20 protein-coding genes and 2 pseudogenes are annotated in these 25,575 nt (G+C 73.2%); 11 read left to right on the forward strand and 11 right to left on the reverse strand.

The features are described from left to right. Nucleotides 1–168 (forward strand): annotated as a pseudogene (locus tag AB0K17_RS15740) (SAM-dependent methyltransferase); the annotation flags it as partial. Here the strand turns inward: AB0K17_RS15740 and AB0K17_RS15745 are convergent. After that, nucleotides 138–908, reverse strand: coding sequence for a VOC family protein (locus tag AB0K17_RS15745; RefSeq protein WP_365983252.1), 771 nt, complete (start codon nucleotides 906–908; stop codon nucleotides 138–140). The pseudogene AB0K17_RS15740 and the gene AB0K17_RS15745 overlap by 31 nt on opposite strands. Nucleotides 909–947: 39 nt before the next feature. After that, nucleotides 948–1,535, reverse strand: coding sequence for an XRE family transcriptional regulator (locus AB0K17_RS15750; RefSeq protein ID WP_365965554.1), 588 nt, complete (start codon nucleotides 1,533–1,535; stop codon nucleotides 948–950). Nucleotides 1,536–1,634: 99 nt separating this feature from the next. Here AB0K17_RS15750 and AB0K17_RS15755 point away from each other — a divergent pair, with 99 nt between their 5' ends. The 3 genes from AB0K17_RS15755 (at nucleotide 1,635) to AB0K17_RS15765 (ending at nucleotide 3,947) form a co-directional block, all read left to right on the forward strand. Next, nucleotides 1,635–2,597 carry an NAD(P)/FAD-dependent oxidoreductase gene (locus tag AB0K17_RS15755; protein ID WP_365965566.1) on the forward strand — a complete coding sequence of 321 codons (963 nt, stop codon included), beginning with the start codon at nucleotides 1,635–1,637 and terminating at the stop codon, nucleotides 2,595–2,597. 63 nt (nucleotides 2,598–2,660) lie between these two features. After that, entirely contained in the window at nucleotides 2,661–2,993 is a 333-nt protein-coding gene (gene trxA / locus AB0K17_RS15760; protein ID WP_365965553.1) for a thioredoxin, read from the forward strand. A 63-nt stretch (nucleotides 2,994–3,056) separates the two neighbouring features. Continuing rightward, on the forward strand, nucleotides 3,057–3,947 hold the full coding sequence (locus AB0K17_RS15765; protein WP_365965552.1) for a class I SAM-dependent methyltransferase: 891 nt from the start codon (nucleotides 3,057–3,059) through the stop codon (nucleotides 3,945–3,947). Between the two features lie 73 nt (nucleotides 3,948–4,020). Here AB0K17_RS15765 and AB0K17_RS15770 read toward each other — a convergent pair whose 3' ends face one another. Genes AB0K17_RS15770 through AB0K17_RS15795 form a run of 6 tightly spaced genes read right to left on the reverse strand, consistent with a single transcriptional unit; the run spans nucleotide 4,021 to nucleotide 12,280 of the window. Next, nucleotides 4,021–4,485, reverse strand: a complete 465-nt coding sequence (locus AB0K17_RS15770) for a group II truncated hemoglobin (RefSeq protein WP_365983253.1) — start codon at nucleotides 4,483–4,485, stop codon at nucleotides 4,021–4,023. A gap of 28 nt (nucleotides 4,486–4,513) precedes the next feature. Beyond that, a complete protein-coding gene (locus tag AB0K17_RS15775; RefSeq protein ID WP_365983254.1) occupies nucleotides 4,514–5,452 on the reverse strand; it encodes a GNAT family N-acetyltransferase in 939 nt (312 codons plus the stop codon). A gap of 45 nt (nucleotides 5,453–5,497) precedes the next feature. Next, entirely contained in the window at nucleotides 5,498–6,640 is a 1,143-nt protein-coding gene (locus AB0K17_RS15780; protein WP_365983255.1) for an acyl-CoA dehydrogenase family protein, read from the reverse strand. After that, the gene (locus AB0K17_RS15785; protein WP_365983256.1) at nucleotides 6,637–7,395 is read right to left on the reverse strand and encodes an alpha/beta fold hydrolase; all 759 of its coding nucleotides are present in this window, start codon (nucleotides 7,393–7,395) and stop codon (nucleotides 6,637–6,639) included. The genes AB0K17_RS15780 and AB0K17_RS15785 overlap by 4 nt, the downstream gene beginning before the upstream one ends. Beyond that, on the reverse strand, nucleotides 7,392–9,041 hold the full coding sequence (locus tag AB0K17_RS15790; protein WP_365983257.1) for a GMC family oxidoreductase: 1,650 nt from the start codon (nucleotides 9,039–9,041) through the stop codon (nucleotides 7,392–7,394). The genes AB0K17_RS15785 and AB0K17_RS15790 overlap by 4 nt, the downstream gene beginning before the upstream one ends. Then, nucleotides 9,038–12,280 carry an amino acid adenylation domain-containing protein gene (locus AB0K17_RS15795; protein WP_365983258.1) on the reverse strand — a complete coding sequence of 1,081 codons (3,243 nt, stop codon included), beginning with the start codon at nucleotides 12,278–12,280 and terminating at the stop codon, nucleotides 9,038–9,040. Before AB0K17_RS15795 ends, AB0K17_RS15790 begins: the two co-directional genes overlap by 4 nt. 514 nt (nucleotides 12,281–12,794) lie before the next feature. On the opposite strand from AB0K17_RS15795, the gene AB0K17_RS15800 reads away from it, so the two are divergent. From AB0K17_RS15800 to AB0K17_RS15820, 5 genes are all read left to right on the forward strand, one after another. Then, nucleotides 12,795–13,382 carry a flavoprotein gene (locus tag AB0K17_RS15800; protein WP_365983259.1) on the forward strand — a complete coding sequence of 196 codons (588 nt, stop codon included), beginning with the start codon at nucleotides 12,795–12,797 and terminating at the stop codon, nucleotides 13,380–13,382. 144 nt (nucleotides 13,383–13,526) lie between these two features. Then, nucleotides 13,527–14,537 carry a sphingomyelin phosphodiesterase gene (gene sph / locus AB0K17_RS15805; RefSeq protein ID WP_365983260.1) on the forward strand — a complete coding sequence of 337 codons (1,011 nt, stop codon included), beginning with the start codon at nucleotides 13,527–13,529 and terminating at the stop codon, nucleotides 14,535–14,537. Nucleotides 14,538–14,858: 321 nt separating this feature from the next. Then, on the forward strand, nucleotides 14,859–15,440 hold the full coding sequence (locus tag AB0K17_RS15810) for a winged helix-turn-helix domain-containing protein (RefSeq protein ID WP_365983261.1): 582 nt from the start codon (nucleotides 14,859–14,861) through the stop codon (nucleotides 15,438–15,440). 117 nt (nucleotides 15,441–15,557) lie between these two features. Next, nucleotides 15,558–16,184: a rhomboid-like protein gene (locus AB0K17_RS15815; protein ID WP_365983262.1), complete on the forward strand. Its 627-nt coding sequence runs from the start codon at nucleotides 15,558–15,560 to the stop codon at nucleotides 16,182–16,184. A gap of 47 nt (nucleotides 16,185–16,231) precedes the next feature. Further along, entirely contained in the window at nucleotides 16,232–17,035 is an 804-nt protein-coding gene (locus AB0K17_RS15820; protein WP_365983263.1) for a tyrosine-protein phosphatase, read from the forward strand. On the opposite strand, the gene AB0K17_RS15825 is transcribed toward AB0K17_RS15820, so the two are convergent. Next, nucleotides 17,032–17,724 carry a GNAT family protein gene (locus tag AB0K17_RS15825; RefSeq protein WP_365983264.1) on the reverse strand — a complete coding sequence of 231 codons (693 nt, stop codon included), beginning with the start codon at nucleotides 17,722–17,724 and terminating at the stop codon, nucleotides 17,032–17,034. The genes AB0K17_RS15820 and AB0K17_RS15825 overlap by 4 nt on opposite strands. A gap of 206 nt (nucleotides 17,725–17,930) precedes the next feature. Between AB0K17_RS15825 and AB0K17_RS15830 the strand changes: the two genes are divergently transcribed. After that, entirely contained in the window at nucleotides 17,931–19,868 is a 1,938-nt protein-coding gene (locus tag AB0K17_RS15830; RefSeq protein ID WP_365983265.1) for a hypothetical protein, read from the forward strand. Between the two features lie 142 nt (nucleotides 19,869–20,010). On the opposite strand, the gene pulA is transcribed toward AB0K17_RS15830, so the two are convergent. Continuing rightward, the gene (gene pulA, locus AB0K17_RS15835) at nucleotides 20,011–22,596 is read right to left on the reverse strand and encodes a pullulanase-type alpha-1,6-glucosidase (protein WP_365983266.1); all 2,586 of its coding nucleotides are present in this window, start codon (nucleotides 22,594–22,596) and stop codon (nucleotides 20,011–20,013) included. 44 nt (nucleotides 22,597–22,640) lie between these two features. Continuing rightward, nucleotides 22,641–24,011 (reverse strand): annotated as a pseudogene (locus tag AB0K17_RS15840) (alpha-amylase family protein); the annotation flags it as partial. A gap of 255 nt (nucleotides 24,012–24,266) precedes the next feature. Here AB0K17_RS15840 and AB0K17_RS15845 point away from each other — a divergent pair. Further along, complete coding sequence (locus tag AB0K17_RS15845) at nucleotides 24,267–25,568, forward strand: extracellular solute-binding protein (RefSeq protein ID WP_365965537.1); 1,302 nt, start codon at nucleotides 24,267–24,269, stop codon at nucleotides 25,566–25,568. Nucleotides 25,569–25,575: the final 7 nt, after the last annotated feature.

Genomic DNA, 25,575 nt, shown 5'->3' on the forward strand with positions numbered 1-25,575 from the left:
GCCAACGGCCTGGTGCCCATGAACGTCGTCGACCTGACCGCCGCCACCATCCCCTACTGGGAACTGCGCGCCCAGTCCTCGCTGGCCACCGGCGTCGAGGACCCGTTCCTGACGGCCTACAAGGAAGGCAGCTTCCACTACCTCCTCATCGCCGCCGACCGCATCTGATGCTCCAGCCGTAGCCCGGCGATCTCCTGCGCGCCCGGCGTGCCGCCGTCCGTCAGCAGCAGGGCGGTGACGGCGTCCGCCGGGCCCTCGGCGAAGTGCACGTGGGCGCCGGGCAGCGGGACCACCGGTGCCGTGGCATCGCCGCCGGCGCGAAGGCCGGTGAGCCGGGCGAGCCAGGCCGCGGCGGCGGCCGGGTCCGGGGTCTCGATCACGAACCCGGCCAGGTCGTGCGGGCCGCGCCTGGTCGTGGCGGCCCGGTAGGTGCGGAAGAGCGTCTCGCGGTCCGGTGTGTAGGTGATGAAGAACGGCGCCCACGGCGGGGTGTCCGGGCCCGTGAGCACGGCCTCGGCGAAGGAGACGGGGGCGCCTTGCGAGGTGAAGGTGTGCAGGTCCACGGCGTACCCCTGGCGCCGCAGGCGCTCCGTCGTCGCCGTCACGTCCGCCACGTGGACCGCGAAGTTCAGCGCCCCGCCGCCCGCGGCGAGCAGGGCGTCGATGCGGGGCATCCAGGGGACCATCGCCTCGCCGTAGGGCGAGGCCTCGAACGCGGCGCGGTCCTCGACGGTGAGGATCTCCACGTACCGCGCGTCCGGGCGCCAGGCGCCGTTGCGGAAGCCGCGGTGGGGCGGGTTGGCGTGGGCGGGCAGGCCGGCGCGGGTGTAGGCGGCCACCGCGCCCTCCACGTCGGGGACACAGTGCAGAAGGTGGTCGAACTGCGGTAACTCAAGAGCGTGTTCCATGCTCCCGAGTATCACCCGCCTCGTCTCCCCCGACCCGTGTCAGCCGCGGCCCTTGGGCTTGGCCCGGACGTGCATGCGCTCGCCCTGGCGGCCGAAGAGGCTCAGCACCTCGACGGGGCCCTCGCCCGTGCTGCCGAACCAGTGGGGCAGCCGGGTGTCGAACTCGGCGGCCTCGCCGGGGCCCAGGGTCAGGTCGTGGTCGGCCATGATCAGCCGCAGCCGGCCGGAGAGGACGTAGAGCCACTCGTAGCCCTCGTGGGTGCACATCTCCGGGGTCTTGTGGGTGGCCGGGATGACCATCTTGTATGTCTGCAGGGGGCCCGGCTGGCGGGTCAGGGGCAGCACGGTGTTGCCGTTGACGCGCTTGGGCGTCAGACGGATGCGGGGGTCGCCGACCTCGGGGGCGCCGACGAGCTCGTCCAGGGGCACCTGGTGGGCCTGGGAGATCGGCAGCAGCAGCTCCAGGCTGGGCCGGCGCTGCCCGGACTCCAGGCGCGAGAGGGTGCTCTTGGAGATGCCGGTGGCCTCCGAGAGCGCGGCCAGCGTCACCCCGCGCTGGACGCGCAGGCGCTTGAGGCGGGGGCCGACCTCGGCGAGGGCTTCGTTGATCGCTTCTGAGGGGTGCACGGGGGCATTGCACCGCACCCGTTCCTAAAACGGCAACAAATGTTGCCGCAACCGGATGGCGGTCGCACGCTGTGCGCGGAGGTGATCGCCGTGAGCGATATGAACAACCAGGCAGCCGACGGCTCCGTGTACGACGTCGTGGTGGTCGGAGGCGGCGCGGCCGGGCTGAACGCCGCCCTGCTGCTGGGCCGGTCCCGCCGCAGGGTGGCGGTGGTGGACTCCGGCAGTCCGCGCAATGCCCCGGCCTCCCACATGATGGGCTTCCTCTCCCGTGACGGGATGCCGCCCGAGGCACTGCTGGGCGTGGGCCGCACCGAGGTGGAGAGCTACGGCGTGGAGCTGATCGACGCCCAGGTCGACCACATCGCCCCCGGCTTCTACGTCCACCTGGCCGGCGGCCCGGTGCTCAAGGCGCGCCGCATCGTCGTGGCGACCGGGCTGCGCGACGAGCTGCCCGACATCCCCGGGGTGCGCGAGCGCTGGGGCCGGGACCTGCTGCACTGCCCGTACTGCCACGGCTACGAGGTGCGCGACCAGCCCATCGGCGTGCTCGGCACCCACCCGAACGCGGTGAACCACGCCCTGCTGCTGCGCCAGTGGTCGGACGACGTCGTCTTCTTCCCGCACACGATGGAGCTGACGGAGGAGGACCGCGAGCGGCTGGCCGCCCGCGACATCCGCCTGGCCGAGGGCACCGTGAAGTGGCTGGTGGTGGACGACGACAAGCTGCGCGGCGTGGAGCTGGCCGAGGGCAGCGTGGTGCCCCGCAGCGCGGTGTTCGTCTTCCCGCGCATGATGCCCCGGGACGGCCTGCTGACCGACCTGGGCTGCGAGAAGGACGCGGGCGGCTGGGTGGTCACCGACGCCACCGGCCGGACCAGCGTCTTCGGTGTCTGGGCGGTGGGCAACGTCGCCGACCCACGGGCCCAGGTGGTGACGGCGGCCGGTCAGGGTTCCGCGGCCGGCTTCGCCCTGAACCACGACCTGCTCGACGAGGACGTGGCCCGTGCCGTCGAGGAGCGCCGCGCCATGGCGGCCGCCGAGCCGTCCTTCCGGCTCTGACCGGACCCCTTGCTCACCCGAAACGCGTTCTTGTTCCCTTCCCTCGCCTAGGAGATCGCCCTCATGCGCCCGTCCCCCGTCGACGCCCTCACGGAGGAGATGTTCCCCTCCCGTGTGCTGCAGTCCGACAAGCCCGTCCTCATCCAGTTCTGGGCCCCCTGGTGCGGCCCGTGCCGCATGGTGAGCCCGATCGTGGAGCAGATCGCGGCCGAGAACGCCGACAAGCTCGACGTGGTCAAGGTCAACGTGGACGACGAGACCGCCCTGGCCATCGAGCACGGCGTCTCCTCCATCCCGGCCTTCATCGTCTACGAGGACGGCAAGCGCAAGGAGCAGTGGGTGGGCGCCGCCCCCAAGGCCGTCCTGGAGCGGACGCTCGCCCCTTACCTCGGCTGAGGGCGGCGCGCCGCCCCGGCACGTCCCCCGCACTCCGCCCTCTCCCGGAAGCAGGTAAGCCCCATGAATCCACATCAGGCCGGGGACATCGACCGGGATGCCCTGGCTGACGCACTGGAGCGCGAAGCCCGACTGCACCTGCCCTACCTCGAAGAGGCGGTGGGCTGGCTGCGGGGGCTGCTGTGCGGCGGGGACGAGGTGGCCGCCGCCGCGGCGGTGGGCCGCGTCCTCGACGTGGGCAGCGGGCCGGGGGTGGTGGCCTGCCTGCTCGCCCGGTACTTCCCGTGCGCGCAGATCGTCGCGGTCGACCGGGACCCCGGCCTGCTGGAGCGGGCCCGCTCGCGGGCGGAGGGGGCCGATCTGACCGGCCGCGTCATCACCCAGCACGCCGATCTGCCGGGCGACTTCGGGGAGCTGGGCGACGCGGACGTGATCTGGGCCAGCAAGGCCGTCCACCACCTCGGCGACCAGCAGGCCGCGCTGGACGCCCTCGCCGCGTCCCTGCGCCCGGGCGGCGTGCTGGCCGTGGCCGAGCGCGGGCTGCCTCCCCGGTTCCTGCCCCGCGACATCGGCATCGGCCGGCCGGGCCTGCAGGCCCGCCTGGACGCCGTTCTGGAGGACGAGTTCAGCAGCCTGCGGGCCCGGCTGCCCGGCCACGAGCGCACGGTGGAGGACTGGCCGGCGATGCTGGCCCGCGCCGGGCTGGTGCCCACCGGGAGCCGTACGTTCCTGGTCGACCACCCGGCGCCGCTGGACCTGCCGGCCCGCGAGCACCTCTACCGGCTGCTGGAGCACTGGCAGGAGCGGATCGGCGACCGGCTCGACGCGGAGGACCGCCGCACCCTGGAGTGCCTGGTGGACGGCGACGCCTGCACCGGCATCCTCTGGCGGCCCGACGCCTTCTACCTCACGGCTGTCACCGTGCACACCGCCCGGGCCTGCACCAGGCGCTGATCCGCCCGGGTTCCCGAACGAAGGTGCCCGGCCCGCCGCGAGGACGGCGGGCCGGGCACCTTCACGGCGTTGCTCAGGGCATGCCGGGCGGGGCCTCGCCCCAGCCCCAGATCGGCACGGTCTCCCGGCGCGAGGGCGGCGCGTCCGGCTGGGAGTTGGCCATCGCCCGGCGCGAGCCCCACTCGATGTAGGACATGAACGCCGAGCGGAACTCCGGGTCCGAGGGCAGCCCCACGATGTCGGCGGCCTCGGTCATCAGCTGCACCCAGCGCGTGCGCTGCTCGGGCCGGATGGACCGGCCGCGATGGCTGCGGATCATGCGCTTGAACCCGCCGAGCTGCTCGGTGTACACGGCCGGGCCGCCGAAGACCTCGGCCAGCCAGGCCGCGACGTGCTGGGGGTGGTCGTCGGTCATGTACTGGAAGAGCGGGGCGAGCAGCTCGTCCTTGCGTACGTGCTTGTAGAACTCCTCGGTGAGCCGTTCCAGCGCCTCTATGCCGCCGGCCCATTCGTAGAGGGTGGGGGTCTTCTCTGCCACGGGGGCACCTCCCTTGTCCTGTGGTGGGTTATCCGAGTTCGAGCGTGGTGGTGGCGAAGGCCTGCTCCGCCAGGTTGGCCGGCACCGGCCCGCTGTACATGCGCACGGTGTGGAACTCCGCCGCCAGCCCCCGGTCGATGGCCAGGGCGCCCGCCTCCTTCTGCGGCGCCGGTATGTCGAGGGAGACCTCCTCCGCGGGGCCGAGGTGGGCGGTGAGGGCGTCGAAGAGGGCCTCGGCGTCGTCGCGGGTCCCGGCGAAGAGGGGGCCGATGCGGTGGGCGCCGCTGGCCGGGCGGATCACGCCGTAGCCGGTGAGCCGCCCGTCGGTCAGCCGCGCGTACGCCACGTGCCCGGGGGCGGTGAGCCAGCGGCGGACGAAATCGCTCCGGTCGGCGGGGAAGTACTGCCGGTCGTAGGCGAGCACGGCGGCCAGGTGCTCGCCGGTGACGGGCACGGCGCCGGGCCCCGGCGCGCCCGCCCGCTGCGGGCGCCCGGTGTGGCGCACGGTGTCGTAGTAGGACACGAAGCCGGACTTGGCGTAGTCGTCCTGCCGGGCCGGTGTCGCGTCCAGGCCGAGCGAGCGGCCGCGTGCGTGGGGCACGGCGGCCTGCCAGGTGGCCAGGCCCAGGCCGCGCCCGCGGAAGGCGGGGTCGACGAGGTAGTGGCCGAGGAAGGCATAGCGGGCGGAGTAGTTGACGACCGACATGGCCGAGACCGGCCGGCCCTCCATGCGGCCGACGAAGAAGCCGCCCGGGTCGGTGGGCAGGAACAGGTCCGCGTCGCCGCGGCCGACGTTCCAGCGTTCACCGTCGGCCCAGGCGACCACATGGTTCCAGTCCTCCTCCGTGGCGACCGAGACGGTCAGTCCGTCCGGCGTGGCCGGCAGACCGGGCTCCGGGCCGCGGCGGGGGGTTGTGCCCTTCCCCGCCGCGCCGGTGGGGGGATTCACCTCGTCGAGAGGATCCATCTGGTTGTCCGTCCTTTCCTGCCGTGCGCGGGCACGGCGCGCTGCTCACAGGCCGAGCGAGCGACCGATGAGTTCCTTCATGATTTCCGTGGTCCCCCCGTAGATGGTCTGCACCCTGCTGTTGGCCCATTCGCGGGAAATGGGGCTCTCCTTGAGGTACCCGTAGCCGCCGTACAACTGCAGGCACTTGTTGGCCACTTCCACCTGCAGTTCGGTGGTCCACCACTTGGCCTTGGCCGCGTCGGCGACGGTGAGCCGGCCGGCGCCCAGCTCGGCGATGCAGTGGTTCAGGAAGACGCGGGCGATGGTGATCTCGGTGTCCAGCGTGGCGAGCAGGAAGCGGTTGTGCTGGAAGCTGCCGATGGGCTGGCCGAACGCCTTGCGGCTGCGGGCGTACTCCAGCGCGTCGGCCAGGATCCGTTCGGCCGCGGCGACCGCCACCACGGCGATGCTCAGGCGTTCGCGGGGCAGCCCGGCCATCAGGTAGGCCATGCCCGCGTTCTCCTTGCCGACCAGGTTGGCCACCGGCACCCGGCAGTCGGAGAAGAAGAGCTCGCAGGTGTCGGAGGCCTGCCAGCCGAGCTTGGCCATCCGCCGGCCGCGGCTGAAGCCGGGGGTGTCCCGTTCGACGACCAGCAGGCTGATGCCCTGGCCGCCGCGGTCGGGGGCGGTCTTGACCGCCACGAGCACCACGTCGGCGTTCTCGCCGTTGGTGATGAACGTCTTCTGCCCGTTGAGGACGTAGTGGTCGCCGTCGCGCACGGCGGTGGTGCGGATGTCGGCGACGTTGGAGCCCGCGTCCGGCTCGCTCATGGCGATCGCCGCGATCAGCTCGCCCGAGCACAGGCCCGGCAGCCAGCGCCCCCGCTGCTCCTTGGTGGTGCGGGTGGCCAGGTAGGAGGCGACGACGTCGTTGTGGGCGACGAACCCGGGGGCGGTGACCCGGGCCCGGATGAGCTCCTCGGAGAACACGGCGGGGTAGCGGAAGTCCTCCTCCCCTCCCCCGCCGTACTCGACGGGGACGCCGATGCCCAGCAGCCCGGCCTTGCCCGCCTTGCGCCACACCGCACGGTCGACGATGCCCTCCTGCTCCCACCGCTCGTGGTGCGGTACGGCCTCGCGGGCGAGGAACTCGCGGCACAGCGCGCGGAACTCCTCGTGCTGCGCCTCGTACAGGTGGTGCTTCATCCCTGCTCCTCCCCCGCACCGAGGAGGTCCTCGGTGACGATGGCGACGATCTCCTTCGGGTCCTGGACGGCCGCGAAGTGACCGCCGGGGATCTCCACCCGGCGGCAGGCGGCGGTGGTGTGCTCGGCCCACTGCCACATCTGCGCGGGCGTGACGTAGGCGTCGTCGCGGGCGGCGACCAGCGTGAGCGGGAAGTCGACGCGCAGCGCGGCGTGGCGGGGGAACTGGCGCCGGATCACGTAGTCCTCGCGCATGAGGCGCACCAGATAGGCCCTCATGGCGCTGTTGGACAGCAGTCCGGCGGGGGTGCCGCCGTCCGCGGCGATCTTCTCCAGGAGCTCGTCGTCGGTGAGGTCGTCGGTGGTGTCGGGCTGCTGCAGCCGCGGCGGCAGGGCCGCGGAGAGGACGGCCCGCAGCGGTGGCCGCCCCGCCAGGCGGGCGGCGGCGTCCGCCACGGCCAGGCTGGTCATGGCGCCGAAGCTGTGGCCGAAGGTGGCCCAGCGCAGGCCGGGGTCCTCGTCGAGGGCGCGGGCCAGGTCGTCGGCCAGGTGCTCGGCCATGGCATTGACCAGGGCGGGGAAGTCCGCCGGGCGCTCCTCGCGGCTGCGGGTGCCGCGCCCGGGCGCATCCACGCCCACGATCTGCAGGTGGGGGGCGGCGAGCGGGCCCCACGGCCGGTGGACGGAGGAGGTGGCGCCGGCGTGGGGGAAGCAGTAGAGCCGTACGGGGCCCGGGGCGGGCCGCGCGGGGCTCATTCCTTCACCCCGGCGGCGATCTTCTCGGCCAGCATGAGGGTGGTGAGGTTGGTCGGCGCGCTGGGGATGGTGGGGAAGACGGAGGCGTCGACGACGCGGAGGTTCTCGGTGCCGTGGACGCGGCCGTCCTGGTCGACGACGGCCGCCGGGTCGTCGGCCGGGCCCATGCGGGCCGAACCGGTGGCGTGCCAGCCGGGGTTCATGATGTTGCGGACGCCGCTGTGCAGCACCCGGTCGTTCGCGACCATGGCGTCGGTCCAGAACTGGGTGCGGGCGAGCCGTCCGGCAAGTCCCGGCGAGCGCAGGATGCCCCAGGCCCGGCGCACGCCGCATTTCAGCCGCTCGACGTCCTCGGGGTCCGAGCCCATGCCGAGCTCGATCACGGGCCGGCCGAGGGGGCCGGCGTCCTCCAGGAAGACCCGGCCGCGGGAGGCGGGGCGCATCAGCATCACCGAGATGCCCACGACCATGGGCCAGCCGAGGCGGTCGACGAAGCCGGGGATGGTGGAGCTCTCGACGTTGTTCAGCAGCCCCACCTGGATGTCGGTGTCGTCGTCGAAGCCGCTGGACATCCGGGCGGCGACCTGGCGCCAGGGCAGGCCCGGGGTGCACACGCCCTCCTCGGGCTGCGACCAGACGACCACCGAGGGGTGGTCGCTGAGGTTCTCGCCGACGCCCGGCAGGTCGGCGACGCAGGTCAGGCCGAGGGCGCGGACGACGTCGGCGCGCCCGACGCCCGAGCGCAGCAGGATCACGGGGGTGCCGATCGCGCCTGCGCTCAGGACGACGTTGGCGGCCCGTACGGTGACGGGCCGGTCGCCCTCCAGCAGTTCGACCCCGACGGCGCGGGTGCCCTCGAACAGGACGCGGGTGACGTGGCGGCCGGTGCGTATGCGGAGGTTGGGCAGGTCGCGGGCCCGGGCGAGGTAGGCGGTCGCGGCGTCGATGCGCACGCCGTCGATCGCGTTGGACGGTACGGGGCCCACGCCGCGCTCCTGCCCGGCGTTGAGGTCGGGCAGGTCGGGCAGGCCCTGGTGGCTGCACTCGTCCCAGAAGGCCGCGTCGAGCTCGTGCAGGTGCGCGCGCTGCGGGCGGCGGATGGGCAGCGGGCCGTCGTCGCCGTGCAGGGGGCCGGGGAAGCCGGGGTCGTCCTCGATCTCCTTGTAGTAGGGCAGGACGTGCTCCCAGGACCACTCGGGGTTGCCGGCGGCGACCCAGGCGTCGAAGTCCCGGGGCAGGGCGCGCAGGGCGATGGCGCCGTTGACGGCGGAGGAGCCGCCGACGACCTTGCCGAGCTGGTAGGGGAAGCGCGACCACAGGGCCCGGGTGCGCCGGCCCTCCGCGTCGGCCGGGGCCGTGCGGGGGGCGCCGGTGCGCAGCAGGTCGTCGAGGCGGTCGCTGCCGCGCAGGTTGGCCCGGTAGTCCCAGTTGAAGCCGTCGAGGACGAGCTTGCTGGCGTCGCGCAGCGGGTTGTCGGCGCCGGGGGCCGGCTGGTCGCCGCCGGCCTCCAGCAGCAGCACCCGGGCGCCGCTGCGGGCGAGGTGGGTGGCGGTGACGATGCCGGCGGAGCCGGCGCCGACCACCACGTGGTCCCACGCGTCGGTGTCCTGGGCGTCGGTGTCGTGTGCGTCGAGGGGGTGGGTCATGCTCCGGCCTCCTTGATCGACCGGATGATGTCGGCGAAGGCCGAGACGGTCGCGTTCATGAACAGGCCCTCGATCACTTCCTGTTCGGCGTCGGGGCCGATGCCGAACTCGGCGCGCAGCTGGCCGATGATGCCGACCGCGTGCAGCGAGTCGCCGCCGACGTCGAAGAAGCCGTCCTCGGTGCCGAAGTCTTCGTGGCCGAGCTGTTCGGACCACAGGGCGAGCAGCCGTTCCTCGATCGCGTCGCGCGGCGCGGTGCGGCTGTCGGCCTCGCCGTCGCTCCAGGGGGCGGGCAGCGCCGAGCGGTCGATCTTGCCGTTGGCGGTCAGGGGCAGCGCGTCGATGGTGATGTAGTGGCTGGGCACCATGTAGCCGGGCAGTGCGCCGGTCGCCGCCTCGCGCAGGGCCGCCGCCTCCGGCAGGCTGCCGGGCGCCTCGGGGACGAGGTACGCGGCGAGCTGGCGCTGTCCGGTGCGCGGGTGGGCGGGGGCGGTGACCACGGCGTGCCGGACGCCGGCCTGGCGGTCGAGGACGGCCTCGATCTCGCCGAGTTCGACCCGGTAGCCGTTGATCTTCACCTGGAAGTCCTCGCGGCCGAGGATCTCGATGTCGCCGCCGGGCAGGTAGCGGCCCAGGTCGCCGGTCTTGTACAGGCGCTCGCCGGTTGCCGGGTGGACGATGAAGCGTTCCGCCGTGCGGGTCGCATCGCCCCAGTAGCCCAGGGCCACGCCCGTGCCACCGATGTGGATCTCACCGGTGACCCACGTCGGGCAGGGTTCGAGCCGGTCGTTGAGGACGTGCATGGTCTGGTTGGCGAGCGGCTTGCCGTAGGGGATGGACCTCCAGTGCTGCGGCACCTCGCCGATCGGGTAGTGGATGGACCAGATCGAGCCCTCGGTGGCGCCGCCGAGGCTGATGACCTCCATGGCCGGGAAGTGCTTGCGGATCGCGTCCGGCAGATCGGTGGGGATCCAGTCGCCGCTGAGCAGGGCCAGGCGCAGGCTGTTGCCGCGCGGGGAGCCGGCGTCGCCGAGCGCGTCGGCCCACATCCGCATGGGCGCGGGCACGCTGTTCCACAGGGTGACCGCGTGCCGGTCGACCAGCTCCGACCAGTGGGTGACGTCGTTGGCGCGGCGCGGGTCGGGCACGACCACGGCGCCGCCGGCGCCCAGGACGCCGAAGATGTCGTAGACGGACAGGTCGAAGTTCGTCGGTGCGAGGGCCAGGACGCGGTCCTCCTCGCCCACGCCGAAGCGCCGGTTGATGTCCTGGACGGTGTTGGCGGCGCTGCGGTGCGAGATCATCACGCCCTTGGGCTCACCGGTGGAGCCCGAGGTGAAGATGACGTACGCCAGGTCGTCGTGGCCCTGGACGCTGTCGGGCCGCTCGGCGCTGCGGCTGCGGGTCTCCTCGTCGTCGAGGGTGACGACGGTCAGCTGCTCGGGCCATGCCACACCCTCGCGCAGGGCGGGCTCGGTGACCAGCACCTCGGCCCCGCTCTGGCGCAACAGCTTCAGCCGCCGCTGCTCGGGCAGTTCGGGATCGATGGCGACGTAGGCCGCGCCGGAGTGCAGCACGCCGAGGATCGCGGAGATCTGGGCGGCGCCCGGCCGCATCGAGACGGCGACGATCCGGTTCGGCTCGGCGCCACAGGACTCGCGCAGCCGCCGGCCCAGCCGGTGGGCGTCCTCGGTCAGGTGCCGGTAGGTGACCTCCTCGCCGTCGGCGAGGACGGCCACCGCGTCGGGGCGGCGGGCCGCGGCCTCGCCGACGAGCTCGTGCAGCAGGCGCGGCGGGATGTCGGCGGCGGTGTCGTTGGCGCGCCGGCGCTCCTCGGCCTGGGCGGCGGGCAGGGGGACGAGGCCGCCGGTGCGCTCCCACACCGCGTCGTCGCCGGCCAGCCGGCCGAGCAGGTCCCGGTAGGCGTCGAACATCGCCTCCAGGACGCCGGGCGGGAAGAGGCCCTCGACGGCGTTCCAGGTGACGACGAGGTTGCCGGCCTCCTCGGAGATCTGGTTCTCCAGCCACAGCTGGGGGGTCTGGCTGGCACTGTGCACCAGCTCGCCGAAGGCCGTCAGGCCCTCGCCGTCGGCAACCGGGTGGGCGTCCAGGGTGTTGGAGAAGACGACGGGCAGCGAGGCGCTGCGCCCGTCGGCCTGCAGCTTGGTCAGCTCGCGCAGTACCCGGATGCCGCCGAACGCCGTGTGGGCCAGGTCCTCGCGCAGCCGCTGCTGCAGCGCGGTGGCGCGCTCGGCGAACGTCTGCCCGGCGCCGCCGGTGACGGCCAGCAGGCTGGGTGCGAGGAAGTCGCCGATGATGCGGTCGGTCTGCGGGTGCAGCGGCGGGCGGTGCAGCAGGGTGGTGGTGAGGGTGAAGTCCTGCCGCTTGGACCAGCCGCGCAGCACCTCGGTGTACGCGGTGAGCAGCAGGGCCGACAGGGTCAGGCCGCGGCTGCGGGCGGCGTCCTGCAAGCGGGCCCGCAGCGCGCGGTCGAGGACGGCGCGGTGGCGGACGAAGGAGGGCCGGCCGATCTCCTCGGGGGTCGCGGCCAGGGGCAGGTCGGGTGCCGGGGGCAGCTCGGGCAGGCGCTTGCGCCAGTACGCGGCGGCCTTCTCGCCGGCCGGTCCCTCCTGCAGCGCCCGCTCGGCGAGGGTGTGGTCGCGGAAGGTGAGCTCCAGCGGCTCGGGCGCGTAGGCGGGGTCGTCGTAGTGGCGCCGCCATTCGGTGAGCATGAGCGAGAGGCTGCGCACGTCGGTGAAGAGCAGGTCCGCGCTGAGGTGCAGCAGGGTGCGGCCGCCGTCGAGCAGGGTGACGCGGATGTCGAACAGCGGCCACCGGTCGGTGGGCAGGACCTGCTCGGCCAGTTCCGCGCGGATCCGCTCCAGGGCGGCGGACCGCTCCCCGGGGGAGGCGCCGCGCAGGTCGGTGGTGGCGATCTCGTACGGCGGCACGTGCTCCAGCACGCGTTGGCGGCCCTCGGAGTCGGTGACGGCGCGCAGCATGTCGTGCCGGCCTATGACCTTGCGCAGGGCCTCGGTCAGCCGGGGCACGTCCAGCCCGGGGGCGTCGAACTCGTAATAGAAGTGGCTGGAGACGCCGCCGAGTTCGAGGCCGCGGTGGCGTCCGATCACATAGGCCTGCTGAATGTCCGTCAGCGGGAAGGGCTCGTGGCGCTCGGCCGGCCGGGGCTCGGTGCGGGGCAGCACACCGGTCTCCATTGCGGCGAAAATGTCTTCCATAAAAATCTCCGTGCCTCTCGTGCGTGCTTATTTCGACGACTTACGACGACAACGTCACGTGCCGCACAACGCAATTCACAGGCGAAAGGGCATGAGCATGGATTACCGAGGCGACTGCCGCGGCCCGGGCATGCGCACCGGGCGCCGACCGGCCGCACCGCGATCCGGCTAGATCACCTCATCGGCACACATCGTATGCACACGATCAGAGCAAAGACAAGATCGTCCAACACGGTTTGTTTTCCAGGCCGGTTGACCTCGCAGGAAGCGACCTTCCACTTCCTTGAACAGATCATTTTCCACGACTTATGCAAAGCGCTTATGAGGGCCGAAGAACCGCTAATAGCAGACCGCGCATGCCCCTTACATCCATGACTTCCCGCCGCTCTTGTCGCGCCATTGACGGCCCCGACCAGCACGGTTTGCCGCGGGCCCGGGAGCGGACCGGGCGCCGCACCCGTACGGCCGTGAAGCGCCCTTGTCCGACCCGGAGTTGGCATGCATCATCGGCCCTATGACTGAACACAGGACACCTGGGTCACAGGGGCCGCGCATACTCGTCGGCGCCACCGGTTCGATCGCCGTGACGATGCTGCCGCAGTACCTGAGCACCCTCCGCAGCGAGCTCGGCGGCACCTACACCGTATTGATGACGCACACGGCGACCCAATTCCTGCCGGCGCACACCGTGCAGCTTTCCGCCGAGCGCGTCATCAGCGGGGAATCCCCGGCGGACTGGCCGACCGACAAACCCTCCCGACTGGTCGGCGACCACGACATCCTCGTCGTTCTCCCGGCCACCGCGAACATTCTCTCCAATGCGGCCACCGGTGCCGCCACGAACCGCCTTTCGACGGTCATTCTGGGCGCCAATTTCCCGGTCGTGTTCTTCCCGCACATGGGCACCGAGATGTGGAACAAGCCATCGGTCAAACGCAACATCGCCCAGATCCGCGAGGACGGCCAGCACGTGGCCGAGCCCGACTGGCAGGACAGCTACGACGTGGTCTCGGGGACCTTCAACAACCACCCCACCCTGCCCCCGCCCGCGAAGGTGGCCCGGATCGTCGGCGAGCTGCTGGCCGGGCGGCAGCCGTCCTGAAAGCGCGGCGCCACCTCTTGGGCTTCCCTTCCCGCGGCGGCAACCTGAGCGCCACCGGGTGCTAACGGCAACTGGTGGGATGTGCCGGGCCGTTGCCACGACGGCCCGCGCACCCTCCACCGCCCACCCCCTCAGGGAGCAGCCGTGCCGCTCGCCCGCACCGTCCGATCCGCCGCCCTGGTCGCCGCCGCGACCGCCCTGACCGCCGCGCTCACCACCGGCCAGGCCCACGCCACCGGCGCCGGCACCACGGCCGGCGCCACGGCCGGTATCCCGCAGCTGAAGGTGCTCACCTACAACACCTTCCTGATGAGCACCCGTCTCTACCCCAACTGGGGCCAGCAGCACCGGGCACAGGAGATAGCCGCGGCAGACTTCTTCCAGGGCAACGACGTGGTGGTGCTGCAGGAGGCGTTCGACAACGCCGCCTCCGACGAGCTGAAGTCCCGCGCCGCCGACCGCTACCCGTACCAGACGCCGGTGGTCGGGCGGAGCAAGGACGGCTGGGACGCCACCGGCGGCAACTACTCCGCCACCACCCCGGAGGACGGCGGCGTCACCGTGCTCAGCAGATGGCCGGTCCTGCGCAAGGAGCAGGTGATCTACAAGGACGCGTGCGGCGCCGACTGGTGGTCCAACAAGGGCTTCGCCTACGTCGTGCTGGACGTGAACGGCAGCAGGGTCCACGTCGTGGGCACGCACCTGCAGTCCACCGACAGCGGGTGCGCCGCGGGCGAGGCGGCCGCCGACCGCTCGCGGCAGCTGAAGCAGATCGACGCGTTCCTGGACGCCAAGAACATCCCGGCCGGGGAGCAGGTCCTGCTCGCCGGCGACCTGAACGTGGACTTCCGCAGCGCCGAGTACCGCTCGATGCTGGCCGACGGCGACCTCGCCCCGGCCGACGAGCGCGCCGGGCACCCCTACTCCTTCGACACCAAGGAGAACTCGATCGCCGCCTACCGCTACCCCACCGACCCGCGCGAGGACCTCGACTACGTGCTGCACCGCAACGGCCACGCCCGCCCGGCCGGCTGGCGCAACACGGTGATCAAGGAGCAGTCGGCGCCCTGGACGGTCTCCAGCTGGGGCAAGCCGTACACCTACACCAACCTCTCCGACCACTACCCCGTGATCGCCGGGACCACCGATCGCTAGCGGTCGCAACGATCTTCGTCAAGATCCGGCCGGAGTTGCACAGATCGCCTCCGGCCGGACTGCTCGCGCGCGACGGACCGTGCTTCAATAGGGGCATGGCCAGCTACCGGAACAGCGCGACGGGTCGCAGCGACCTCGAGCCCTTCTGGCCTTCCCGCCAGCACCACGACTTCGACCGAGTGTGTTGTCGCGCATCCTTCGCGCAGGCCCACTCCTCCCGCTGACCCCTTCCGTCGAAGTCAGCCGCCGGCCCCGGGTGCCGGCCAAGCGGCCCGCGCATGCACGTCCTCTCGACGGCCTCCGCGCGAAAGAGCCCGCCTCATGACTCACGTCCGCACCCTGGCCCCCTCCGCCCCGCAGGGCACCCACGTCCCCCGCACCGCCGGCCGTCACCGGCTGCGCGCCGTGGCCCCCGACGAGCTGCCACCCGTCGCCGACCTGCTGCACGCCGGGGCCACCTGGCTGCCGGCACCCCAGCACGCCCTGCCGGTGCTGCCGGGCCGCCCGCCGATGGTCGGCTACCTCGTGCTGGTGCCCGCCGACGAGCCCCTGCTGCGGGCCGCCGGCCCGCAGGAGCCCGCACCGGACGCCGCACCGGCCGTCCACGGCGACCACCTGGTCGCCATCGACCCCGAGCAGCGGACGGCGAGCGTGGCCGGCCGGCGGCTGGACCTGACCTACCTGGAGTTCGAGCTGCTGGCCCACCTGGTCGCCCACCCGCACCGGGTGCACACCCGCGACCAGCTGGTGACGACCGTGTGGGGCTACGGGCACGTGGGCGACGGCCGGACCGTCGACGTCCACGTGGCCCGGCTGCGCCGCAAGATGGGCCCCCAGTACCGCTCGTCGATCGTCACCGTGCGCCGGGTCGGCTACAAGTACGCTCCCCCGGCCGACTTCTAGAGGACGGTTTCCAGAGGACGGTCTCCGGAGGACGGCCCTGTGGAGGACGGCCCTGTGGAGGACGATCTCCGGTAAAGACCATGGCGTACCCGGGCGCCCGCGGTGGAGCATGGGCCGGTGCACACCACCACCCCGGGCGCCCGGGCACCCCGTCTCGCCCCCGCCTACGTCGGGGGCGTCCAGCTCGGCGCGTACGCCGTGCGGCACCTGCTCACGCCCGACGCGCGCCGGCACCTGCTGCTGCGCTGCTCCACCAACGTCGACAACCTCGCCGCCGGCCGCTGGGACACCCTCGTCACCAGCGCCCTGCTGGTCGAGGCGCCCATGGACCTGTCGTACGCGCTGCTGCTCCTGGCCGTGCTCGGCTACGCCGAGTACGCCTACGGCGCGTGGTGGGCGGCGGCCGCCTTCCTCTGGGGCCACGCGGGCGCGTCCCTGATCGTGTACGGCGCCCTGCGCGCCCGGCACGCCGGGCCGGCCACCCGCTCCGCCACGGACGTGGGCGTGAGCTACGGCCTGAACGCCGTCGCGGGCGCCCTCGCCACCACCGTGCCGCACCGCCCGGCGCGCACCGCCGCCTGCACCGCCCTGCTCGCCCTGGGCGTGCGGCCCCTGCTGCGCGGGCGCGGCCGCGTCACCTTCACCGACGCCGGGCACCTCCTCGCCCTGCTCCTGGGCGCGGCCCTGGGACCGGCGCTCGCCCGGGGGCGGCGTCGCGGACTCGGCCGCCGTTCTTCACAATAAAAGGCGGAAAATGCGATAGATCACGGCAGCCCCAGGGAGACCGGCCCATGCCGCAGCAGCTCGACGCCTCGACGATCACCAACCTCCGCGACCTCGGCGGCATCGCCCTCGCCGGCAACTCCGCCGTCCGCCCGGGTCTGCTGCTGCGCTCCGGCCAGCTCGACCGCCTGGACATCGCGACCGACCCGGTCGTGGCCCAACTGGGCATCAAGACCGTGATCGACCTGCGCACCGAGCACGAGCGCCTCGCCCACCCCGACCGGCTGCCCGACGGCTCCCGGCTGATCGTCGCCGACGTCCTGGCGGGCGTGCACCGCACCCGCGGCGAGGGCGCCGTACCCGCCGCCCGGTTGGAGGACGTCCTCGGCAGCCCCACCCTGGCCGAGGCGCACCTGGGCGGCGGCAGGGCCGAGAAGCTGATGTGCGACCTGTACCGCTCCTTCGTGACCTCCGAGTCCGCCTGCCAGGCCTACCGGCTGCTGCTGACCACCCTCGCCGAGCCGGACTGCGGCCCCCTGCTCTTCCACTGCACGGCGGGCAAGGACCGCACCGGCTGGGCGGCGAGCGTGCTGCTGATGCTGCTCGGCGCGGACGCGGCGGCGGTGGAGGCCGAGTACCTGGGGGTCGCGCCGGCGGTGCGGGAGGCGTTCGCGGGGGCGATCGCCCGCTTCACGGGCGCCGGCGGGGACCCGGACATCGTGGAGGCGCTGCTCGGGGTGCGGACGGCGTACCTGGCGGCTGCGCTGGAGGCCATGCACCAGACGTACGGCACGGTGGCCGCGTACGTCCGCGAGGGCCTCGGCGTCCCCGACGCCCTGGTGGACCGCATCCGCGCCCGCTACGTCGCCTAGAGGCTGTCCGGCGGATCTTCGCCCCGTCGGGGCGCGGCCTGTCCGGCGGGTCCTCCGCGCAGCCGGGCCCGCAGGGCGTCACGGGCGGCGGGCCACTCGGAGTCGATCAGCGAGTAGACGACCGTGTCGCGGTACGTCCCGTCGGGCATGATCCGGTGCCGGCGCAGCACTCCGTCCCGCCGCGCGCCCAGCCGTTCGATGGCCCGCAGCGTCTGCTGGTTCTCCGGGTGGGCCGTCCAGCTCACCCGGATCGCCCCGAGGACGTCGAACGCGCGCTCCAGCAGCATCAGCTTGGCCTCGGTGTTGATGCCCGTGCGCTGCCAGCGTGCCCCGAGCCAGGTGTGTCCGATGTGCAGCCCGCGGTCCCCGGGCGCCAGGTCGCGGAAGGCGGTGACGCCGGCGACCCGGCCCGTACGGACGTCGATCTGCGCCCACGGCACGGCCAGGCCGTCGCGGTGGCGGCCCAGCAGCTCCGCCACGTACGCGCGCATCGCCACGGGGTCGCCGGGGCGGCGTACCGGCAGCCACCGCCACACCTGCGGGTCGTCGCCCGCCTCCAGCAGGCCTTCGGCGTGCACCGGCGACAGTGGTTCGAGGCGGACGCGGAGGCCGGCGAGGACGGGCCGGTCGAACCATCCGGCGCACCGGCTCCCGACGGGCGCCGCCTCGGCCGTCATGGTGGGGTTCATGCTGCTCCAGGCGAAATTTCACGGCCGGCCGGGAAGGGAGGTGCCGACGGCTGCACGGTCACAGCCGCCGGCGGCGGGGAGGTGGCCGTGAGGTGGCCGTGGGATGACTGCGATGCGACCGGCGGAGTGCGGGCGCACCGTGGGTCGCGCGGCGTCCTCCCACCCCCACACGAGTGACCTCCGCACCACTCACTCGTTCTACGAATGTGGAGCAGCAAGCAACACTGGCCCCTGTCCCCGTCGACGTCGAGCACGCCGAAGCGGCCCTGCTCGAGCACTATCCGCGCCTGGTCCGGCTCGCCTACCTCGTACTGCCGCCCGCGCTGGGCCGCAGCCGCCGGGTGCTGGCCGCGCACGCGCTCGTGCAGCGGGCGCTGCCGCGCGGCCGGGCCGGCGGCGGGGGCACGGCGCCCGCCGTGCCGCCGCCCCGCGGCGGCAGGGCGGCGCCCGGCGACGACCCCGGCTACGCCTACCTGCGTCAGCGCGTGCTCACCGCCGCCCTCGCCCCCCGCCCGCGCCGGCTGCAGCAGCTGCCGCCGCTGCTTCCCCAGGTGTGGGGCCTGCGCTTGTTCCCCCGCTCGGGCGGGGCCGACGAGCTGGCGCTCGACCAGGCGCTCGCGTCCCTGTCCGCGCCCGGCCGCGCCGCCTACGTGCTGCGCGCCCTGGAGGTGCCCGCCGACCGCGACGTCCGCCGGCTGCTGTCGGCGGCCGGCGTGCCCGACCCGGCGGCGGCGCTGATGGAGGCGGACGGCGTGCGCGTCCCGCCCGGCAGCCGGGACGCGCCGCTGCTGGAGTCCGTGGAGTTCGACCCGTGCACCCTGCAGGCCCGGCCGACGGACCTGATGCGCCGCCGCCAGCATGTGCGCGCGGCGCTGGGGGCCGCGGCGGCGCTGGTCGTGTGCGGCACGCTGGTGGCGCTGCCCGACGGCGGCTGGAGCCGGGACGGGGCGGCCGCACCGCCGTACGCGCAGAACGCGGCGGCCGAGCAGGCCCTGGACCCCGCCCGGCTGACCACGGCCGCCCCCACCGCCTGGCAGAGCGCCGACCACCGCGGCTTCGCCGTCTGGCCCGCCCGCGGCAACCGCACCGGCGACCGCGAGCTGCTGCGCCGGGCACTTGCGGTATGGGCCCGGCCCGGCGGCACGGTGCAGGTCACCGCCACGCCGGGCACGCCCACGGGCCCGGCCGCCGGCCCGCCGCAGCTGCTGTACGCCGGCGAGGTGGACGCGGCGGTCGTCGTGCTCTTCTTCGACGGCCTGCGCGTCGTGCGCTACGCCGAGGCCCGCAGCGGCGACACCACCTCCGCGGCCCTGGACTTCGGCCGTGCGGACGCCGCCGATACCGGCACCGCGACCGCCCTGGTCGTCGGCCGCACCGACGGCAACGTCCGCTATCTGACGGCCCCGTGGGTGACGACGGCGGCCGTGCGTGATCTGCTCGATCCGAAGGCCGCCCCGCAGCCGCTGCACCGCGACGCCACCGGTGTCGTCGACGCCGTGCCCAGCCCCGCCGGCAGCAGCGCCCCCAACGGCAACTCCGGCAACGACTGCCACAGCTGGACCGCGCTGCAGCTCGGCGACCATTTGGTCACCGACCTCGGGGAGCTGCTCCCGGCCCGGCTGACCTCCGGCGCCCCCGCAGCGCCGCACGACGTGGCCGACGGCAAGGAGCGCGCCCAGTGGGCGCACACCGCCTGCCACCTGTCCAACGTGCGCGGCCAGGGCGTGCGCTCGGTCAACGCCTGGGAGTACGCCACCCAGGTCCTGCCCGGCGGGGCCGGCACCGCGCAGTGGTCCTGCACCCGGGCCGAGACCTGGCGGGGCACCGGCAGCCGGGTCCTCGTCCAGTTCCAGGCGCCGCAGACCCGCCCGGGCGCGCCGGGCGCGCTCGTCGCCCGTACCGAGGACTCCCCCGCGTGCGGAGCCCGGCAGCCGCACGTCCTGGCGGGTGCGCTGTGGAAGGCGCCGGGCGGCACCTGGTACGCCCTCGCCGCCGGAGGCGGCGGCGTCGCCTCGGTCTCCGCGACGGGCGCGGTGCGCGGCAGCGCCCAGGGGCCGCTGCTGGCCGTGCCCGCCCGGGAGGGCGCCGAGGTCGAGGTGAGCGGCCGCCTCGCGGACGGCACACGGATCGCACCGCTGCGCTAGGGCGTGTCCGGCGGATCTTCGTCACGCGCCACCACGGCGCCCCGCCGGGGGCGCGGGGTGGTGCCGATCTGCGGCGGCCGCCGCGTGGCGCGATCGGCCACCGGCGGCCCGCAGTCGAGGCACCGCCCCGAGGCCCGGTCGCTCAGCCCCGGCGGAAGACCGCGACCGTACGCCCCGGCACGGCGAACGTGCCGGACGCGGCCTCGTAGGAGGCGCCCTTGACCACCGGATCGGCGCCGTGCGCCTGCACCGGGTGCAGGGCGTACGGCGTGCCGGCGAGGGCGGCGACCTGCTGACGCTGCGGCTGCGGGGCCGCGTTGAGGACGACGACGAGATCGCCCAGGCGCATGGTGATCACGCCCGGCGTCTCGTTGCCGCCGGACAGCGGGAAGGACAGCGCCTCCTGCACGGCCGCGGCCGTGGGCAGGGCGAAGGCCTTCTCGGTCGTCCGGATCCGCAGCAGGTCCCGGTAGGCGGCGGAGGCGGAGGTGACCGGGCCGCAGCCGGGACGCAGGGCCGCGTCGGCCAGCAGGGGCCGGGCGTAGGGCCACTTGGCGGCGTTGTCGGCGGCGGGCGGCAGGCCGCGCCCGAAGCCGTTGCCGGCCGCGCAGTCCCAGTGGATCGCGTTGAACCAGTCGCCGCTGTCGTAGGAGTTGCGGTCCAGGGACTTCGAGCGCAGCAGGTCCGTGCCGGCCTGGCTCAGGGCCGGGCCCTGGGACAGCGCGGCGGTGGCCATGGCCACGACCTGGGCGCGGGCCCGCTCGGCGGCGGGGGTGGCCTGCGGCAGCTTGTAGGCGAGGGCGTCGAAGAGGCTCTCGTTGTCGTGGGCGTCGGCGTACGCCAGGGCGTCGCCCGGCGCGGCGGCGTAGCCGGCGGGCGAGCCGTTGTAGTCGACGTCCGCGCCGCGCACGTCGCGGCCCGAGGAGTCGGTGAAGCGGTAGCCGGCGAGGTTGCCGGTCAGCCCGACCTTGATCAGGTCCTGGTCGTGCAGCAGCCGGGCCCGCTGTTCGTCCGGGGTTCCGTTGCCGGGCGCGCCGTTGGGCGCGGTGAACAGCCCGGAGGCGAAGCCCTGCAGGCGCGGGTCGGCGTCGAAGGGGCCGCCGCCGCGGATCGCGTCGCGCGAGCGGTCGGAGAAGGTGGCGATGCCGGTGCCGGCCATGTTCTTCTGCGTGGCCTGGACGAAGCGGGCGTCGTTCGCGACCTCGCCGAAGTTCCAGCCCTCGCCGTACAGCACGATCGCCTTGCCGTCGACGCCGTCCTTCGCCACGGTCAGGGCGTCGAGGGCGCGGCGCACGGCCAGGATGTTGGCCTTGGGGTGGTGCCCCATGAGGTCGAAGCGGAAGCCGTCGACCTTGTACTGCCGGGCCCAGGTGACGACCGAGTCGACGACGAGCTTGCCCATCATCGTGTGCTCGGGCGCGGTGTTGGCGCAGCACGTGGAGTTCGCCACCGAGCCGTCGTCGAGCAGCCGGTGGTAGTAGCCGGGCACGATCCGGTCGAGCACGGACTTCGGGTCCTGGCCGGAGGCGGCCGTGTGGTTGTAGACGACGTCCATCACGGTGCGCAGGCCGGCCTGCGACAGGCCCTGCACCATCTGCCGGAACTCCAGCGTCCGGCGGGGGCCGTCGGGGTCGGAGGCGTACCCGCCCTCGGGCACGGTGTAGTGCAGCGGGTCGTAGCCCCAGTTGTAGGCGTCCCGGGCGGCGGTCCTCGCGACGCACTCCTGCTGCCGCTCGGAGTCGGCCGGCAGCGCGCCGAGATCGCACCCGGGCACCTGCCGGTCGGCCGACCGCTCCGGCACGGTGGCGAAGTCGAAGACGGGCAACAGGTGGACGTACGACGTCCCGGCGTCGGCCAGCTCCTTCAGATGCCGCATGCCGGCAGAAGCGCGATCGGTGAACGCGAGGTACTGGCCCGGGTGGGCGGAGGTGCGGTCCGCGACGGAGAAGTCGCGCACGTGCAGCTCCTGGATCTGCGCCGCCCGCCACGGCACGGCTGCCGGCTTGCGCAGCTGCTGCCAACCGGGCGGCGCGAGGGCCGGATCGGCCAGATCGGCGACCACACTGCGGGCCGAATCGGCCGTCAGGGCGGTGGAGTACGGGTCCGTGACCAGGTTGGTGACGACCTCGCGGGCGGCGGGGGCGTGGACGGTGACCGCGTAGCGGTAGCGCTTGCCCTTCCAGGAGGCGGGACCGCTCACGCTCCACACGCCGGTGGCGGCGTCACGGTGCATGGGGATGCGCCGCGTGCCGTCCCCCAGCTCCAGTTCCAGCGCCACGCGGCGGGCGGTGGGCGCCCACACGGCCAGCGACGGCCGGCCCTTGCGGAAGGCGGGCCCCAGCTGCGCCTTCGCGGCGGCGGCGCCGTAGAGGTCGTCGAGGACGCCGGGTATCTGGACGCCGGTGACGACGCCGCCACCGGCCTCGGCACGCAGCGCGCCGGTGAGCGCGGAGCGCTCGGCGGCGACGGGTGCGTCGAGGCGGTACGCGTCGTAGCCGGGACGGTCGAGAACCCTCTTTGTGTCGCGGGTGAGGGGGAACGACCCGCGGTCGTGGACGAGCCGATGCGGGCTCGCGGGATCACCGAGGCCCTTGGGCCAGGCGACGGTGTGCCGGTCGAGCCACAGCACGCGGGCGTCGGCGGGGGCCGCGTCGGCCTGCGCCCGGCCGGGCCCGGCGAGGGTCAGAGCGACGCCCAGGGCTGCCGCGACGGCAGCAAGTCTTCTCACGAACGGTCTCCTTCGGCTGAGCTCGGAACGGGGAAAACTCAACCGCGCGCCCCCACGTGCAGCGCCAGTGCCGTGTTCGGCGCCACCGTCGCCGTGAACGTGCCGTCCGCCCCCACCGTCACCCGGCGTCCGCTCTGCACGTCGACGTACGTGCCCGCGGCCAGCGACGTCCGGAACGTCCGGGTCACCGCGAACCCCTCGTGGTTGATCACCACGTATCCCTTGTCCCCCCGCCCGAAGGCGATCGCCTGGTAGCCGTTGTCCCACCAGTCCCGCACCGTCTCGCCGCGCACCGTGTTGCGGAAGGCGACCATGCTGCGGATCTCGGGCCAGGCGTGCTGGCACTTCCAGCCGTCCTGCCAGCACGCGGCGACCGCGCCGCCCCGCGGCGGTCCCGCGTCCCGGTCGGTGAACTCGTAGCCGGAGTGGACGTCGGGCGCGCCGTACGGCCAGGCGAGCATGAACACCGACGCGAGCGTGTAGTTCGCACCGTCCTTGTAGCTGAGCGTGTCGCCGCCCCGCTCGGTGTCGTGGTTGTCGACGAAGACGGACGCCTGGGCGCCGGGCAGGTAGCCCCACCCCTCGCCGTAGGTACGCACGTACGCGAGCCGCTCGCTCAAGAACACCCGTCGCAGGTCCCGCGCGTAGCGGAATTCCTGGGCGTCGCCCGTGCCGAGGTACTCCTGCGGCTGTACGGCCTCCCCGGCGCCGTAGATGGTCTCCTGTTTCCAGTAGACGTCCGGCCGGCTCAACCGCCCTTTGATCGCGGCGAGGTCGGCGGCCGGGATGTGCTTGGCGGCGTCGATGCGGAAGCCGTCGACGCCCAGCCGGAGGAGGTCGTCGAGGTAGCCGGCGATGCGGGTGCGGACGCGTTCCTCGCCGGTGTCGAGGTCGGCGAGGCCGACGAGTTCGCAGTCCTGGACGTTGTGCCGGTCGCGGTAGTCGCTGACGACGGTGCGGCAGTCGTCCATGTCCTGGCCCTCGTACAGGCCGGGGTAGGCGTACTTCGTATACGGGGTGCCGCCCGTGCCCGTGCCCGCGCCGGCCGCCATGTGGTTGACGACGGCATCGACGACGACCTTCACGCCGGCGGCGTGACAGGTGTTGATCATGTCTGCGAAGGCGGTGCGGTCGCCGAGCCGGCCGGCGATGCGGTAGCTGACGGGCTGGTAGGAGGTCCACCACTGGGGGCCCTGGGCGTGCTCCTGGGGCGGGGAGACCTGGACGGCGCCGTAGCCGGCGGGGCCGAGGGTGTTCCTGCACTCGCGGGCGACGGAGGGGAAGTCCCATTCGAAGAGGACGGCGGTGACGTCCTTGCCGCCGGGAGCGGCGGCGGCCGCCGGCTGTGGTGGCACCGCGGCGACGGCCGTGCCGGCCACCAGCGCCAGCACCGATGAAACGATTCTTCGGGGCACGAGGCCTCCAGGTGGGGGGTGGCTCACTTGCAGGTTCTTTCAGCAAGGCGTGCCCGCACGATGCAACCGCTTGCCGCCGCAGACCGTACGAGCCCCTCCCGCCCCGGTCAACCCTCCGGACACGGAACGGTTACAGCCCCGAAATCTCGCGATTCCCTCCTTGCAAACTCTTTCGCAAGAGATTTCAGCCTGTTAACTTCCTCCTCAGCTCTGGCCGCCCACCCTCAGGCGGCCATCTGAAAGAGGAGCATCCATATGCGAAGAGGCATATCGGTCGCCGCCCTTGTCGGCGCCCTGGCCCTGACCGCGACCGCGTGCGGCGGTGGCGGCGGCGACAAGAGCGACGGGGCCCAGGCGGCGAGCGACCCGGGCAGCGTGAGCGGCACCATCACCTGGTGGGACACCTCGGACGCCACCAACGAGGCGCCCGCGTTCAAGAAGCTGGTCGCCGACTTCGAGGCCAAGTACCCGAAGATCAAGGTCGAGTACGTCAACGTGCCCTTCGACCAGGCCCAGCAGAAGTTCAAGACCGCCGCCGCGACCGGCAAGGGCGCCCCCGACGTGCTGCGCTCCGACGTGGGCTGGACCCCCGGCTTCGCCCAGCTCGGCTACCTCAAGGACCTCACCGGCACCCCCGCCCTGGACAACTCCGGCGACTTCCTCGAAGGCCCGCTGAAGAACGCCGCGTACCAGGGCAAGACGTACGGCGTCCCGCAGGTCACCGACACCCTGGGTCTCCTCTACAACAAGGAGCTCTTCCAGAAGGCGGGCGTCGAGAAGGCCCCGACCACCTGGCAGGAGGTGAAGGAGGCCGCGGCGAAGATCAAGGACAGGGCCGGCGCCGAGGGCATCGGCCTGAGCCCGGACAGCTACTACTCGCTGCCCTTCCTCTACGGCGAGAAGTCCGACATGGTCGACGCCGCCGCCAAGAAGATCACTATCTCCTCCGCGGCGTCCCTCAAGGGCATCGAGACCGCCGTCGACCTCGTGAAGTCCGGGGCCGCGCCCAAGCCGGCCGGCACCGACGGGTACAACGCGCTCAAGACGGACTTCAAAAACGGCAAGCTGGCCATGCTCGTCGACGGTCCCTGGGCGACCAAGGAGATCTTCGGCGGCGACGCCTACAAGTCCCGCGAGAACCTGGGCATCGCCCCCGTCCCGGCCGGTTCCACCGGCACCGCCGGCGCCCCGGTGGGCGGGCACAACCTCGTGGTCTACGCGGGCTCGAAGAACTTCGACGCCTCCTACCTCTTCACCAAGTTCATGACCGAGGCCGCGCAGGAGGAGAGCGTCTCCAACGCCATCGGCGTGCTGCCGACCCGCAAGTCGGCCTACAGCAAGACGGTTCTGGCCGACCCGGTCCGCAGCGCCTACTACCAGGCCCTGGCCAAGGCCCACCCGCGGCCGCCGATCCCGCAGGGCGGCGACCTGTTCACCGAGTGGCTGCAGCACTACACCAAGATCCTGACCTTGAAGGAGGAGCCCAAGGCCGGGCTCGCCGCCACGGCGAAGGCCTGGCAGTCCACGCTCCTCAAGGACTACGGCATCCAGGAGTAGTCCTCTC

This window comes from Streptomyces sp. NPDC049585, assembly GCF_040675615.1.
Taxonomy (GTDB): domain Bacteria; phylum Actinomycetota; class Actinomycetes; order Streptomycetales; family Streptomycetaceae; genus Streptomyces; species Streptomyces luteosporeus.